At 35.6% G+C, this 15,786-nt stretch carries 12 protein-coding genes; 8 read left to right on the top strand and 4 right to left on the bottom strand.

Annotated features, from left to right (window positions below; translation table 11 throughout):
- The first annotated feature begins 754 nt into the window (after window positions 1–754).
- Together ACZ2G0_RS04135 and ACZ2G0_RS04130 are read left to right on the top strand one after the other, a co-directional pair.
- Window positions 755–2,662 (top strand): hypothetical protein, encoded by a 1,908-nt coding sequence (locus tag ACZ2G0_RS04135; RefSeq protein WP_470309130.1) that lies wholly within the window; start codon window positions 755–757, stop codon window positions 2,660–2,662.
- 4 nt (window positions 2,663–2,666) lie between these two features.
- Window positions 2,667–3,155 (top strand): hypothetical protein, encoded by a 489-nt coding sequence (locus ACZ2G0_RS04130; protein WP_470309129.1) that lies wholly within the window; start codon window positions 2,667–2,669, stop codon window positions 3,153–3,155.
- Between the two features lie 565 nt (window positions 3,156–3,720).
- Here the strand turns inward: ACZ2G0_RS04130 and ACZ2G0_RS04125 are convergent.
- Entirely contained in the window at window positions 3,721–5,784 is a 2,064-nt protein-coding gene (locus ACZ2G0_RS04125) for a M13 family metallopeptidase (RefSeq protein ID WP_470309128.1), read from the bottom strand.
- A 173-nt stretch (window positions 5,785–5,957) separates the two neighbouring features.
- A complete protein-coding gene (locus tag ACZ2G0_RS04120) occupies window positions 5,958–8,021 on the bottom strand; it encodes a M13 family metallopeptidase (protein WP_470309127.1) in 2,064 nt (687 codons plus the stop codon).
- Between the two features lie 134 nt (window positions 8,022–8,155).
- Between ACZ2G0_RS04120 and ACZ2G0_RS04115 the strand changes: the two genes are divergently transcribed.
- The 6 genes from ACZ2G0_RS04115 (at window position 8,156) to ACZ2G0_RS04090 (ending at window position 14,661) form a co-directional block, all read left to right on the top strand.
- Window positions 8,156–8,821 carry an SCO family protein gene (locus ACZ2G0_RS04115; RefSeq protein ID WP_470309126.1) on the top strand — a complete coding sequence of 222 codons (666 nt, stop codon included), beginning with the start codon at window positions 8,156–8,158 and terminating at the stop codon, window positions 8,819–8,821.
- A 135-nt stretch (window positions 8,822–8,956) separates the two neighbouring features.
- Complete coding sequence (locus ACZ2G0_RS04110) at window positions 8,957–9,544, top strand: DUF6134 family protein (RefSeq protein ID WP_470309125.1); 588 nt, start codon at window positions 8,957–8,959, stop codon at window positions 9,542–9,544.
- A 234-nt stretch (window positions 9,545–9,778) separates the two neighbouring features.
- Window positions 9,779–10,018 carry a FeoA family protein gene (locus ACZ2G0_RS04105; protein ID WP_300286039.1) on the top strand — a complete coding sequence of 80 codons (240 nt, stop codon included), beginning with the start codon at window positions 9,779–9,781 and terminating at the stop codon, window positions 10,016–10,018.
- On the top strand, window positions 10,018–12,117 hold the full coding sequence (feoB, locus tag ACZ2G0_RS04100) for a ferrous iron transport protein B (protein WP_470309124.1): 2,100 nt from the start codon (window positions 10,018–10,020) through the stop codon (window positions 12,115–12,117). The genes ACZ2G0_RS04105 and feoB overlap by 1 nt, the downstream gene beginning before the upstream one ends.
- 121 nt (window positions 12,118–12,238) lie before the next feature.
- Window positions 12,239–14,467 (top strand): TonB-dependent receptor family protein, encoded by a 2,229-nt coding sequence (locus ACZ2G0_RS04095; RefSeq protein ID WP_470309123.1) that lies wholly within the window; start codon window positions 12,239–12,241, stop codon window positions 14,465–14,467.
- Window positions 14,468–14,532: 65 nt separating this feature from the next.
- Window positions 14,533–14,661 carry a FeoB-associated Cys-rich membrane protein gene (locus tag ACZ2G0_RS04090; RefSeq protein ID WP_470309122.1) on the top strand — a complete coding sequence of 43 codons (129 nt, stop codon included), beginning with the start codon at window positions 14,533–14,535 and terminating at the stop codon, window positions 14,659–14,661.
- 1 nt (window position 14,662) lies between these two features.
- Here the strand turns inward: ACZ2G0_RS04090 and ACZ2G0_RS04085 are convergent, their stop codons facing one another.
- Complete coding sequence (locus ACZ2G0_RS04085; RefSeq protein ID WP_470309121.1) at window positions 14,663–15,070, bottom strand: hypothetical protein; 408 nt, start codon at window positions 15,068–15,070, stop codon at window positions 14,663–14,665.
- A gap of 40 nt (window positions 15,071–15,110) precedes the next feature.
- The gene (locus tag ACZ2G0_RS04080) at window positions 15,111–15,764 is read right to left on the bottom strand and encodes a metal-dependent transcriptional regulator (RefSeq protein WP_470309120.1); all 654 of its coding nucleotides are present in this window, start codon (window positions 15,762–15,764) and stop codon (window positions 15,111–15,113) included.
- Window positions 15,765–15,786: the final 22 nt, after the last annotated feature.

Here is a 15,786-nt window from a genome sequence, read left to right as displayed (position 1 = left end):
AATTGGCGCAGCAATCTCTGTTTCGTGAGCAACTTGTTTGGATTCTTCCTGCGTCAGAAGGACAAAATTGAGAGGTGGTTAAAGATACTTTTAATACAATTATACGCGAATAGTTTGTCTTTCTGAGGAACGAAGAACCTCTGTTTCGTGAGCAACTTGTTTAGATTCTTCCTTCGTCAGAAGGACAAAATTGAGAGGTGGTTAAAGATACTTTTAATACAATTATACGCGAATAGTTTGTTCTTCTGAGTAATGAAGGCCCGAGCAATAGCGAATTGGCGCAGCAATCTCTGTTTCGTGAGCAACTTGTTTGGATTCTTCCTGCGTCAGAAGGACAATTTTGGGGTGATTCATATACGGCCAGTTTGTCATTCTGAGGAACGAAGACCCGAGCGATAGCGAATTGGCGAAACAATCTTCATAAATAGAGTGTCATTTTAATACTAATCAAATTTAACCGCTATTTATTTTAACTACTTGATTTTCATTAATTCTATCGAAAAATCACTAAAAGTGGGTATTTCTTACTTCATTTTAAAAGTATAAATTTGACAAACACTAATACAAAAAATAGTGCTATCTTTAACACTTAAATTATCAAGCAAACCAGCAAACCAGCAAAATTTCAAGCTTAATTAGTAAAATACTACTTTTAAGTATTTATGTCTTTTTTATTAGTGGTTGCACTGAAGATTTACATCCAGAAATTATTACTACCAAAAGACCTGATTACTCGTTTAAAAAAATTGATCTAATGGAGTTGCAGCAAATAAATACTGATGCGTTTACAGCATCTATAAAACTCCAAAAAGTCAGTAATACTAGAAGCAAATCTATTCTAACCAATAATAATTATGATCTAGATTTACAAAATATTCAACATACCATACGAGATAATCAAGACGAAACATTTTCTTTTAGAATTTATCAAGATGCAACAGCAACATTTCAACAAAATATTGTTGTAGACTGCAAAGTAAACAAAACCCCGCAAACCTACTTAATAACCTATTATCTGAACAAACCACTAAATCAAATTAACAACAATATCGATTTTGCACAATCTATTAAAAATAGTAAAGTCGTAAAAATAGACAACATTTTAAAAACTAGTAAAAATGATACGGGTGGTTGTTTAACAGTCGAAGTTTATGATCATGATGTAGATTTTTGTGAAGGTGAAAATGGCCGGGCCAATGACCCTAGTTGCTATGAAAAAGATGGTAAGACACCCAAAAAAATTCAAGTATATAAAATTGTAGCCGCGAGTTGTTCAACTGCAGGAAGTTCTGGCTTCACCCCAATAGGAGGTCAATGGAGTAATAATAGCCCCGCAGGCAATTCTACTAACCCCGAGGCCATTGGGAACAGCGATGGTGTTAGCATAGGTGAAGAAAGTAATAATCTAAACATCTTTGTTCCTAACTATTTTGTAAGTTATGATTTGAGTGACCCTGCAGTTCAAAACAGACTCCAAATTAACCAATTTATTAATGACTTGTATATAGCAAATAGCAGTACTAAAAACATAATTGACACGACAGAATGGCTTATCGGATACACAAACTATTGGATCGCTTCAAACGGAGGGTTAATCACCGCAAATAAAAACGCTTTAACGTACGCCTTAACAAAATTACCTATAGTAGTTGATCAATTTATACCAACTACTTACACTCTTGAAAGTCTGGCTGCATTCAAACTAACTGCTTATCAATTTTTACTTAAACATGGCGAAAAGTTAGCTCAACAAGATTTGCAAACTCAACAGAATATTTTACGAATTTGTACTAATTTTGAAAATATTGAATTCGTTAACGAAACCATTCAATATCAAATTAATAATAATTGGTCAAGTGAAAGTGCATTAATCGCTAACTCATTAAGAACTGCTAAGTTTGAAAATCCAAATTTAAACTTTGATTTAGAGGCCTCAGCTAAATCTCCCTTTAATATAGATCTATCTGCAATAAACGATGAAACTACTGAGGGAGCAAAATTTAATGAAGTTTACAATGCATTGACAAAATCACCTGAGTTTAAAAAATTATTTTTGGATATTTTTAAAGTTAGCACAAGAGATAATGTTAAATTTGAAATAGACGACCATGTTTTTGAAGACAATGATCCAGCAAAAGAGGAAGTTAACGCAACTACAAGCTTTGACCAAGGGACAAAAAGTATTATTATAAAAATAAGCAAACAAATTTTGATATCAGGAACAACTCTGAGCCAAACAAAGATCGAAAATGCCAAAACCATTTTGCATGAGTGTATTCATGCCTATCTTTTTGTCAAAGCCAATTATCCCGCTACAGGAGTCGATTTTGTTAAGATTTTAAACAGTATGTATCCAAACGCTAAAGAGCAACACGATTTCATGTATGATCATATGATACCTACGATGCAAAAGGTACTTTCTGAAATCAGAGATTTAGTAACAACCGCGACACAAAGAACAATTATAGAGGAATACACAATGTATCCCACGAGAATTCCTCTGACGTCTACTGCTTTTAATTGGAATGATTTTTATAAGAATTTAAGTTTAAGTGGATTAGACAAGACAAGCTGTTTTAAACAAGATTTTCCGACCGGATCAGACACGCTTTCCTTGTTTGTTCAATATATTACGGCAGGACAAAGAGAATTAGAACCATAAAGTTATGAAAAAATTACATTTTTTTTTACTAATATTTACAACTAGTGTATATTGTCAAGATATTTCATATATCAAAACACTAGATACCATTTTTGTGAGTTTTAAAGTAGATAAGTTCCATACTAAAATAGAGCTTCCAAAAAATAATTTTGATTTCTATGATAGATGCTTTACAATTAATTTTGAAGATTCGGCAAATAAAAACAACACTAGTGTAAGTTTACAATTCGATTATACCATCTATCCTTCATCTTTGAGAAGAAAGATGGATATAAAATCAGATTTCCGATTGGTAAGAAAAGCATACTTAAAAAAACATAAAAAGAAGATTATTTCAATTGATTTTTTCAAAAAATATGGTATTTATAGAAGTACATTTGAGGCTTTTGAAAAATGTAAAGTAATTTACATTATTGACAAATCGGAATGCAAAAACAGACTTATCCCAATTTATGAGGTTTCAAAATTTAGTTCATTTATAATAGGAGAATAAAATTAAAAGCAGTTTTGGAAATATTCTAAAACTGCTTTTAAATCTCTACATGAGCTGAACCAAGGTAGAAAATGCTAAAACCCAGAAACAACCAGTAATTGTAGCTATTGTAAACGCTACCTTCTCGCACGTAAAGACTAAAATTAAAAAACTGTAACAAGAAAATGAGTTAGGTAATAATTTTAATTATAGTTAAATAAATAACTGTCGATGTTGATAAAAGCAAAATGCTAGCGCAGGTTCATAGAGGTTGGAATTAGATTGTCTTTCTGAGGAACGAAGACCCGAGTGATATCGAATTGGCGTAGTAATCTATGTTTCGTTAGCAACTTGTATGGATTCTTCCTGCGTCAGAATGACAAAGTTAAGAGGTTATTAAAGATGATTTTAATACAATTATACGCGGTTAGTTTGTCATTCTGAGGAAAGAAGAACCTCTGTTTATTGAGCAACTTGTTTGGATTCTTCCTGCGTCAGAGGGACAAATCAAGAAACTAGTAATTCGTATACATAAAAAAATCCCAAGCTTTCACTTGGGATTTTCTATAGTATATTATTTAGTTGACTACCAGATTTTAACTCTGTTTTCTGGAGCGATGTACATACCATCGCCTTTTTTAATATCAAACGCTTGGTAGAACGTATCCACATTCTGCAATGGTACATACGCACGGTACATTCCTGGAGAGTGTGGGTCTGTTTTTACTTGGTTTTTAATCGCTGCATCACGTGCTTTAGACCTCCAAATTGTAGCCCAAGACATAAAGAAACGTTGCTCTGGTGTGTAACCATCGATTAAACCTGGGTTTCCGTTTTCTTTCAAATACAATTGTAATCCGTCGTAAGCGGCATTAATACCACCTAAATCACCGATGTTTTCTCCTAATGTAAATTTACCATCTACAAACGTTCCTGGTAAAGGCTCAAGTGCACTATACTGTGCGGCTAAAGCACCTGTCAAGGCTGAGAATTGTTTTAAATCATCAGCGGTCCACCAGTCTACTAGGTTACCATCTGCATTGTAACGTGATCCTGAATCATCAAAACCGTGAGAGATTTCATGTCCAATAACACCACCAATTCCACCGTAATTCACCGCTTCATCTGCTTGGTAGTTGTAAAAAGGAGGTTGTAGGATCGCTGCTGGGAAAACAATCTCGTTATAAGACGGGTTGTAATACGCATTTACCGTTTGTGGAGACATTCCCCATCTTGTTTTATCAACTGGTTTATTCAAATCAGCCAAATCTTCTTGAAAACGCCATTTGGCCATATTCAAGGTGTTATCAAAATACGTTCCACCTTCTTCTGGACTCTTAATCACTAAAGCCGAATAATCTTTCCACTTGTCAGGATATCCAATTTTAATTTGAGATTTGTGTAACTTCTCTACTGCACTTACTTTGGTTTCTGCTGACATCCAAGGCAAGTTGTTGATGCGGTTTTCAAAAGCAATAAAAATGTTTTTGATCATTTTCTCCGCTTTTACTTTTGCTTCAGCTGGGAATTTTTTCTCTACATATAATTTACCCAAAGCTTCTCCAATACGACCATTAATTACTTGCAACGCACGCTCGTCACTAGGACGTTGTTTGATTGCTCCTGTTAATGTTTTTCCGTAGAAATCAAAGTTAGCATTCTCAATATCCGTAGATAATTGACCTGAAGCTCTGTTTAATAATGACCAACGCATATACGCTTTCCAGTCGTCTACTTTATTCTCTTTTATCATCGACTCTAAATACGTCATATATTTAGGCTGCGAAACGATTAAAGAATCGGCATTAGTGAAACCTACTTTAGTAAAATAATTTTTCCAATCTACTGATGGTGTCAATTTTTGCAAATCAGCTACCGTCATTGGGTTGTACGATTTTCTTCTGTCTCTTCTTTCTACACGGTCAAATCTCGGTTTTGACATTGCAATTTCAAGAGCCAAGATTTTTTCTGCATGCATCTTAGCTTCTGCTGGTTTTTCACCAATAAAACCTAGCATTTTTGCAACGTGAAGAACGTATTTTTCTCTTTTTTCTTTTGAGTCAGCATCGTCAGACACATAATAGTCTCTGTCAGGCAAACCTACTCCACCGGGACCTACGCTCAAAACGTTTCTGTTACTGTTTTTAGCATCTGGACCTACGTTCGCTCCAAAAAAACCGATTCCGCCTAATGGCTCCATCTCGATTAATAAGGCTTGTAAATCTTTGGCATTTTTTACCGCATCAATTTTTTTTAAGTACGGTTTGATGGGTGCAATTCCCATTTTGTTACGACCTACCGTGTCTAAAATAGACTTGTACATGTTGATCGCTTTACCTTGATCTGTATTCGATTTGTATTTTGGATTGTTTACAGCTTCTTTTAAGATTGCTAATGCATCTGCATCTGTGCGTTGTCTTAATTCATCAAAACTTCCCCAACGGGTTCTATCACCCGGGATTTCGGTTGTATTTAACCAAGTTCCATTTACATAGCGAAAAAAGTCATCACTAGGTTTTACTGATTTATCCAAATACTGGATATTGATTCCAGGCTCTTTAGCTGGCTTCGCATCTTGTGCTTGAGCTGCTGTAACTGCAAAAAGTGCAGGTAGTACTAACAGTAGCGGTTTTTTTAAATTCATATTCATCTTTATTTCGGTTTAGTTATTATTCGAATCTACTTTTGCACTTCTTATCCTTTTTCTAAAAATAGTATTGAAAGTAGCAGGTCTAGATTAGTAATTTTATTGTAGAATCTGTTACATAATTTAACAGCAAAATAGCCTAAGAATTACTTCTTGAACTATTTGTACTACTCTTTTTACCAGATTTTTACTCTTTTGGAAGGTTCAATGTACATTCCGTCGCCTTTTTTAATTGAAAATGCATCGTAGAACGCATCTACATTCTGAATTGGAACATACGCTCTATACATTCCTGGCGAATGCGGATCCGTTTTTACTTGATTTTTGATTGCCTCGTCACGTGATTTCGTTCTCCAAACGGTTGTCCAAGAAATGAAGAAACGTTGTTCAGGCGTGAAACCGTCAATTAGTTCTGGTCGTGGATTGTTTTTTAAATACAATTGCAATCCTTCGTAAGCGGCATTAACGCCACCTAAATCCCCAATGTTTTCACCAAGCGTAAATTTACCATCAACATGCACGCCAGGCAATGGCTCTAATGCACTATACTGATCCGCTAGTGCAGTACCCAAAGTAGTGAATTGCTCAAGATCAGTAGCGGTCCACCAATCAATTAAATTCCCATCGGCATTGTAGCGCGCTCCAGAGTCATCAAAACCGTGTGATATTTCGTGACCTATCACCGCTCCGATTCCGCCATAATTTACCGCTTCATCGGCTTGGTAATTGTAAAAAGGTGGTTGTAATATCGCTGCTGGAAATACAATCTCGTTGTATGATGGGTTGTAATACGCATTTACGGTTTGTGGTGACATGTACCATTCGGTTTTATCCACCGGTTTCTCTAGCTTATCTATGTCTTTTTGAAAACTCCATCTTGATAGATTTTTGACGTTTTCAAAATAGCTTCCACCTTCAGCAACGCTTTTTATTTCTAGCTTAGAATAATCTTTCCATTCATCAGGATAACCTATTTTAATGGTGATTTTATTTAACTTTTCGATGGCTTTCGTTTTTGTTTCTGCCGACATCCATGTTAAATTAGAAATGCGATTTTGGTACGCCAAAATAATATTCTGAATCATCTTCTCTGCTTTTTCTTTTGCTTCAGCAGGGAATTTCTTTTCTACGTACAATTTCCCTAATGCTTCTCCAATAGCACCGTTAATCGTTTGCAAAGCTCTATCCTCTCTAGGTCTTTGTTTGATAGCTCCGGTTAAGGTTTTACCATAAAAGTCAAAACTAGCTGCTTCAATAGGCGTAGAAAGTAAACTAGTAGCGCCGTTTAATAAACTCCATTTTAGATATTCTTTCCAAGAGCTAACATCATTTTTAGCGAATATCGTTTGCAAGGCAGCCATGTATTTAGGTTGTGATACAATCACCTCGTTTAACTTGGTATAACCTAAACCATCAAAATACGCTCTCCAGTTTATTGCAGGAGTTACTTTTTGTAATTCGGCAATTGTCATTGGATTGTATTGTAATCTTCCATCACGCTGGTCAACTCTATTTAATCTCGGTTTTGATAATTCGATTTCTAAAGCCAAGATTTTACTAGCGCTTACCTTAGCTTGCGCTGGGGTTTCGCCAATAAACTGAAGCATTCTAGCGATATGCTTTTCGTACTGCTCTCTTTTTTCTTTGGTATCTTTTTCTTCAGACAGGTAATAATCTTGATCCGGCAATCCTAAACTACCTACTCCAAGATTCAAAGAGTTTTTAGAACTATTTTTATCATCGGCTCCTACTCCAACATTAATAAAACCAATACCTCCGATTGGTTCCATCTCAATCAATAACTGCTGTACGTCCTTGATTGTTTTTACTTTGTCAATTTTGGCCAAATACGGAAGCAATGGTTTGATTCCCATCTTGTATCTAGCAACGGTATCCAGAATTGTTTTGTATAGGTTTACCGCTTTACCTTGATCCGTATTAGATTTATAAACCGGATTTTTGGCTGCTTCTTTTAAAATATCTAAGGCATCCTTGTCGGTTTTCTTCAGTAATTCGTTGAAACTTCCCCACGAAGTACGATCTGTTGGAATTTGAGTCTGGTCTAACCAACTTCCGTTGACAAACCTAAAAAAGTCATCTTGAGGTTTCGTTTTGGTATCAAAAAAGGCAACATTGATACCCGGTTCTTTTGGAGCGACTTTAGTTTGGGCCTGCATTGCTGTCAAACCCATTATTGCAGGAACCGCAAATAAAATGCGTTTATTTAAATTTAATTTCATTATTCTGAGATTTTAGTTAGCTACACAAATTTATCGATAAATATGATACCATTCACATGTCCTACTTCCAATAGATTGTTAAAGTTTTAATGTCTCATTTATCTTTTTTGTATTTTTGCAAAAATATTTTTCTTATGAAATCTGTGCTCTACAAATACCGCGTTTTTCTTGGTATTTTTATTATATTTTCCTGTGTCACCCTGTATCTTTTTTATAGTGCTTTAAAACCTACGAAATCACTACCTATCTACAACCCATCTGATGTAAATCCAGAATTAGTGGATAGTACTGTACAATATATTAGTAAGTACCATACCATTGCTGATTTTTCGTTTACCAACCAAAATGGGAAAACCATTACCCAAAAGGATTACGAAGGAAAGATTTATGTGGCCGATTTCTTTTTCACTACTTGCACTTCTATCTGTCCAAAAATGACAAGCAACTTAGTGGAGGTTCAAAAAGCCATTCGTACTATGCCTGATGTACTGTTACTTTCGCATACCGTTTTCCCCGAAGTTGACAATGTTGCTGCCTTAAAAGCGTATGCTGTTGAAAAAGGAGTGGATGATAAAAAATGGAACTTAGTGACCGGTGACAAGAAAGAAATTTATGCCATGGCTAGAAAATCGTACCTAGCAGTAAAAATGGGAAAACCAGATCAATTGTATGACATGGTTCACACTGAAAATTTTGTTTTAGTTGATGCTAAAAAAAGAGTGCGCGGTTTTTATGATGGAACTAAAAAAGAGGATATTAAAAAGTTGATTGAAGACATTACTTTTTTATCTAAAGAGTAAGTTCTGTTTGCTACCTTCACAATACACAATTGTTGCCTAAAGTAAGCTATCGAGAAAATTATTGGAGGAACGGAATGAGTTTCTGCGCTACTATTGCTTTACTATCCACACTTACGAATTAACAGTTACTATTTCATGAAGAAAATTTACACATTGGTGCTTTCGCTACTAAGTTTGTTAATCAATGCACAAAGCCAAGAACACGTCTATGATATTTCGGTTAATGGTACTACTGTTGGCGAACTAACTGTTTCGAAACTTGTGGAAGGAACTAAAACAACCTATAAGCTCAATAGCAGATCTGTAATTACTCTACTAGGAAAAACGACTATAACAACCTCATTTGTGGGTGTATTCAAAAACAGTATTTTGGAATCTAGCACTTACAACTCACAAAAAAACAACAAACCCTACGACAATTGCACCCTGACAGAGAACAATGGCATCTACACAATTAATAGAAAAGGAAAAAAATCCACCATCAATAAACCTATTAAGTATGTGACTTGCATGCTGTACTTTGAGAAACCAGTTGTAAGCGAACCTTATTTTGATGTCCTAGAAGCCGTTTTTAGTCCTATTACAATCGTAGATACTAATAAGTACCTCTTTATCGATTCCAGTAATAATGAAAAGACAACTTACAATTACATCAATGGTACCTTAAGCCAAGGTAGCACGACTCATGTGTTATATGATTTCACCTTTACTTTGCGGAGATAAAATTTGATTCCCAAAAGGGATATTAAAAACGACTTCGTGATTTTTATGTTGGCAGAAAAAAGTAAGATATATCTAAGTTTTTAAAGCTTTCATTTTTTTAACTAGCGAAATAATTGATTAGTCCCCAAAAATCAGGCTTGAACTTTCTCTAAAAAAGTCATAAAATTGACAATTATCATTCTATTTACTATTTAAATCTGTATTTTTGCAATCTTAATTCAATCTAAATAAGACTTGCGAACCACTATAAATTCTCTGAAAAAAGGCGAAAAAGCGATCATCAAAGATTTTGATATCGACATTGTTCCGTTAAAATTATTGGAAATGGGATGTTTGCCAGGAAACACCGTTGAATTATTGCAGATAGCTCCTTTTGGAGATCCTTTGTATTTAAATGTTAATGGTTCACACCTCGCAATTCGGGTAGAAACCGCTCGAGAAATTGAAGTGGAATTAATTAAAATTACACTTTAATGATTAATCAAAACATCAACGTCGCTTTAATAGGAAATCCTAACACTGGTAAAACTTCGGTATTTAACCAGCTAACTGGTTTAAACCAGCAGGTTGGAAATTATCCCGGAATCACAGTTGAAAAGAAAATTGGTTTTTGCAAACTGCCTAATAACGTAAAAGCAAATATTCTAGACCTTCCTGGGACCTACAGCTTAAATGCGAGCTCGATTGATGAAAATGTGGTAATTGAATTATTACTGAACAAAAACGATAAGTTGTACCCTGATGTGGCACTAGTTGTAACCGATGTGGAAAACTTAAAAAGAAATTTACTGCTTTTTACACAAATAAAAGACTTAGAAATTCCGACCATTTTAGTCATTAACATGGCTGATAGAATGGAGCACAAAGGAATTTCACTAGACATCCCCTATTTAGAGGAACACCTAAAAACTAAAATAGCTTTAATCAGTTCTAGGAAAGGTTTTGGAATCGAAGAGTTGAAAAAACTAATTGTTACTTACAAAACCATTTCATCAGAGCCTTGCTTAAATGCATCGAGCATTGACCCTGATTATTTTAATAGCTTACGCAAAGCATTTCCGAACCAATTACTGTACAAATTGTGGTTGGTTATTACGCAAGACGTTAACTTTTTGAATTTAGAAAGAAACGAAATCTATGGTTCTTTCACTAAATCACATTCCGACTTAAAGCGCTTACAGCAAAAAGAAACCATTAAAAGGTATCAGTTTATTAACGACGTTTTAAAAGTAGGTTTAAAAGTAGATACAACCATTGCCAAGGATTTCAGAAGCAAGCTGGATCGTGTATTAACCCATAAAGTATGGGGTTACGTTATCTTCTTCGCGATTTTGTTTATCATTTTTCAATCGATATTCAACTGGTCTGAAGTACCTATGGATTTTATTGATAGCAGTTTTGCGTCATTAAGCGCATTCGCTAGCGACACTCTTCCAGCTGGAGTTTTAACTGACTTGATTTCCCAAGGAATTATACCCGGAATTGGTGGAATATTAATCTTTATACCTCAAATTGCTTTCTTGTTTTTGTTTATTTCGATATTAGAAGAAAGTGGTTATATGAGCCGCGTCGTTTTTTTGATGGATAAAATCATGCGCAAGTTTGGACTATCAGGAAAAAGCGTAGTGCCTTTAATTTCAGGAACGGCTTGTGCGATTCCAGCAATTATGGCCACTCGAAATATCGAAAACTGGAAGGAACGCATCATCACAATTTTAGTAACACCTTTTACGACTTGTTCCGCAAGACTCCCTGTTTATGCAATCATCATTGCACTTGTAATCCCTGATACCCGAGTGCTAGGCATTCTTAATTTACAAGGGCTTACCTTGATGCTGTTGTATTTGCTAGGTTTTGGAATGGCAATATTTTCGGCTTACGTTTTAAACAAAATTTTGAAGATCAAAGGAAAAACATTTTTTGTAGTCGAAATGCCAAATTATAAGTTGCCTCTGTTCAAGAATGTAGCAATCAATGTAATCGAAAAAACGAAGGCCTTCGTAGCTGGTGCGGGGAAAGTCATCTTGGCAATATCCATAGTTTTATGGTTTTTAGCTTCGTACGGACCGGGGAAAAAATTCAAAAATGCAGAAACAATTGTGCGCTCTGAGGTTGTTACAACGCCTATGACCGAAAACGAAATCAACAATAAAATTGCAGCCTATAAACTAGAGAATTCATATATCGGGATTATGGGAAAAACTATTGAACCTGCAATTTCACCTTTAGGTTATGATTGGAAAATAGGAATTGCGATTATCAGTTCGTTTGCCGCTCGCGAAGTATTTGTGGGAACCTTAGCAACAATTTATAGCGTAGGTGGAAGCGATAATGACAATACCATCAAAAGCAAAATGGCAGCCGAAATTAACCCTGAAACAGGCGAAAAAGTGTTTAATTTTGCTTCTGGTATCTCCTTACTGCTTTTCTATGCCTTCGCCTTACAATGTGCAAGTACACTTGCCATCACACGCAAAGAGACTAACACATGGAAATGGCCTATAGGTCAACTAATCTTCATGAGCGGTTTTGCCTATATTGTAGCGCTACTTGCGTACCAAATTTTGAAATAAGATACTTTTTGTTGCACAATAAACACTAAACAAGCGTTAATTTTATCAATAATTCTATTTTTAATTTGTCTAAATAAGGATTGTGTTCTACTTTTGCATCGTAGAATTAATCTAAATAAAAATGAAAAATAGTTTAGTTGCAACGGCAATTTTAATTACGGCAGCAGTATCAGCACAAAACAAACCAATTTCTCAAACAGAGAAAGACAGCCTTAACAACCTTAATGAAATCGTAATTACTACTGATGCCATTGTGGGTAGTAAATTCAAGGCCAAAAACAAAGCAGGATCTACTTATTTCATTTCTCCAAAAGAATTAAAGGCATTCAATTACGATGACGTTTCTAGGATACTTAGGACCGTACCTGGAATTACAATTCAGGAGGAAGATGGTTTTGGTCTACGTCCAAACATTGGAATGCGAGGAACAAGTCCAAACAGAAGTGAAAAAATCACCTTGATGGAAGATGGTGTTCTTATTGCTCCAGCCCCTTATGCAGCACCCGCAGCTTACTACTTTCCTACAGTAAACCGCATGCAATCATTCGAAATCTTAAAAGGAGGTAGTCAAATACAGTATGGCCCCTACACCACTGGAGGAGCAATTAATATGGTTTCAACTCAAATTCCAAATAGCTTTTCAGGACGCGTAATTGCAAGTATAGGAAGTTTCAATACCAAGAAAACCTATGTAAATCTTGGTGACGATCATAAAAACTATGGTTACGTTCTAGAATACAACAACCGAAACTCAGACGGGTTCAAGACAATTGATAACAGCTCTAAAAATACGGGTTTTGAAGGTAACGATTATGTTGCTAAATTTAGAATTAATACGAACGCTGACGCAAAAGTATACCAATCCTTAATGGCAAAAGTGCAGTTTAGCGAAGATTTAGCTAACGAAACTTATTTGGGTTTAACTGATGCTGACTACGCTGCTAATGCATATAGAAGGTACGTAGGTTCAAATGAAGATTATATAGAAAGTGAGCACAAACAAATTATGCTAACCCACTTAATTAAGCCTACTGCGAACTTTACCATCACGACCAAAGCCTATAAAAACGATTTTAGTAGAAACTGGTACAAACTAGATGCCCTAAAATTAGGTGCTAATAGGGTGAGCATTAATAACATCCTTACAAATCCTACGACTTTCAATGCAGAATATCGTGCCGTAACAGGGCAAGACAATACCGTAGACAATGCTTTATTGGTAAAGGCGAATAACCGTGTGTACGGAGCAAAAGGGATTCAATCCGTGGCTAACTACCGTTTTGAAAGCGGTAAACTAAAACACGATATTGATTTTGGAATTCGCTACCACGAAGATTATGAAGATCGTTTCCAATGGGTTGACGGTTACAAAATTCAAAATGGTGTCATGAATAGAACGAGCAACGGAACTCCTGGAACTGATGCGAACGCTATTGTGAAAGCCGAGGCTGTTGCAGCACACATTCTGTACAATTTACAAGTTGACAACTTTACGTTTACACCAGGTCTTCGCTATGAAGATATTAAAGTAAGCTCCTTAAATTACGGCACTGCTGACTTAAACAGAGCAGGAACTAACCTAGTTCAAGCGGTTAACAAAACAAATGTTTGGATTCCAGGAATGGGAATTCTATATAAAATCAATGATGATTATAACGTATTTACCAGTATCCACAAAGGGTTTTCACCTCCAGGTGCCAAAGTAGGCGAAGATGCTGAGAACAGTTTAAACACCGAGTTAGGTTTCCGCTTCCGCAAAAATGCCTTACAAGGAGAAATTATTGGATATTACAATGACTTCTCAAACTTGCAAGGGTCCGATTCAATGTCTGGTGGAGGAACAGGTACAGGAGACTTATTTAATGCCGGAGCTGCAATTGTAAAAGGTATTGAGTTACTCGCTACTTATGATGTGATCGATAACAGAGAAAAAGGGTTTAAACTACCAGTAACTTTATCGTATACCTTGACGGATACCGAATTAAAAAGCAACTTCAATAGTAGTATTTGGGGAACCGTAAAAAGCGGAGATGAAATACCGTATATCGCAAAAAATCAATTTGCACTTACAACTGCATTTGAAACAGCAAGATTGAGCATGGCCTTGAGCGGAAAATATGTTGATGCTTTTAGAACATTAGCAGGCTCAGGTACAATCGCAGCAAGCAATAAAGTAAACTCAAATTTTATTGTGGACTTCTCAGCAAGATACCACCTCAACCAACACATTAGTTTAATGGGTAACATTGTGAACTTATTTGATAAAGAATACGCTGTATCGAGAGTTCCAGCAGGTTTAAGACCAGGACAACCTTTTGGGATTAACTTTGGGATAATGGCTCAACTATAAAAAATTGTAATTAGTTTAACTGAAAAAAGCAACCACTAACGGTTGCTTTTTCTTATTTTTGCACTATGGATATTCAAGAAATTATCGCCTTCGTAATTCTCGCATTAGCAGTGGCTTATCTCCTTAGAAAATACTTTTTTAAGAAGAAAAAAGCAGCTGGAAATTGCGGTACTGATGACTGTGGCTGTCACTAAATTACTTCCTATATTCTATTTTTATAGTGTACTCTTTGGGTTTTATTTTGACATCCTTTTTAGGATATGGAACTAGCGAAACATTTTGCACCTTTTTGTACTTTTCCTTGCCGTATTTCGCAAAAAACGCATTGTTTTCTATGGTGTTTTTTGGCGCAAAAGTTATTACAACCTCCTCGACCAACTTTTTATCGCTATAAACCGCTACTAAAGCTTGGGCTTCTCCCATCCAGATGCAATTCAACCCTTGAGGACAGCGCGAATCAGTAGTTACCTTTTTTAAAACTAAGGTATATCCTGACTTATTCAAGCACTCTTTTTGAGTTACAGAATAACTTTTTAGATTTTCAACCTGCGCTGCGCAGCTCCAACTACAAATAAGTACAAAAGCTAATATGCTATTTTTCATGTTGATCTGATTTTGATTCAAGGCTAAAGATAGTAAGTTATTAACTCGTCTTGACAAAGAGATTGCTTGCGATTTTATTAGAAATAGTAATTTCAGTAGCGCCTACCTTAATCTTCAAGGATAAATCAAAGCTTTCCTTACTAACAATACTAATGGCTGACCCAAGCGAAATACCTTGTTTGTCTAGATACTTCAAAAAGTCTGAAGAGGTGTCCTTTACGCCCACGCAAATACCTTTTTGATTAATTGTGAGTTCCGATAGCAATTGCTTGTCGATTTTAAAAATCTCACCTTTAGCATTGGGTATTGGGTCTCCGTGCGGATCTTCGGTTGGATTTCCTAAAAAATCATCTAGTTTGTTAATTAGCTTTTCTGATTTGATGTGTTCTAACTGCTCTGCGATATCGTGTACCTCATCCCAAGAGAAATCTAATTTTTCGACCAAGAACACTTCCCAAAGTCGGTGTTTTCTAACAATCATTTTGGCAGCTAACTTTCCTGCATCAGTGAGGGAAACTCCTTGGTATTTTACATAATTTACTAAGTCCTTTTCGGCCAATTTTTTAAGCATGTCGGTGACTGACGAAGCTTTGGTTTCCATCATTTCGGCAATGGCGTTCGTACTTACATCTGCATTAGAAACTACAGTGAGATGGTATATGCCTTTTAAATAATTTTCTTCTGAAAGTGTCATGTTGTTTTTTTTAGCCCCGATA

This window comes from Flavobacterium sp. KKT103, from assembly GCF_055640565.1.
Note: the sequence above shows the minus strand (reverse complement) of the source record. Positions and strands in the feature narration are given on the sequence as shown.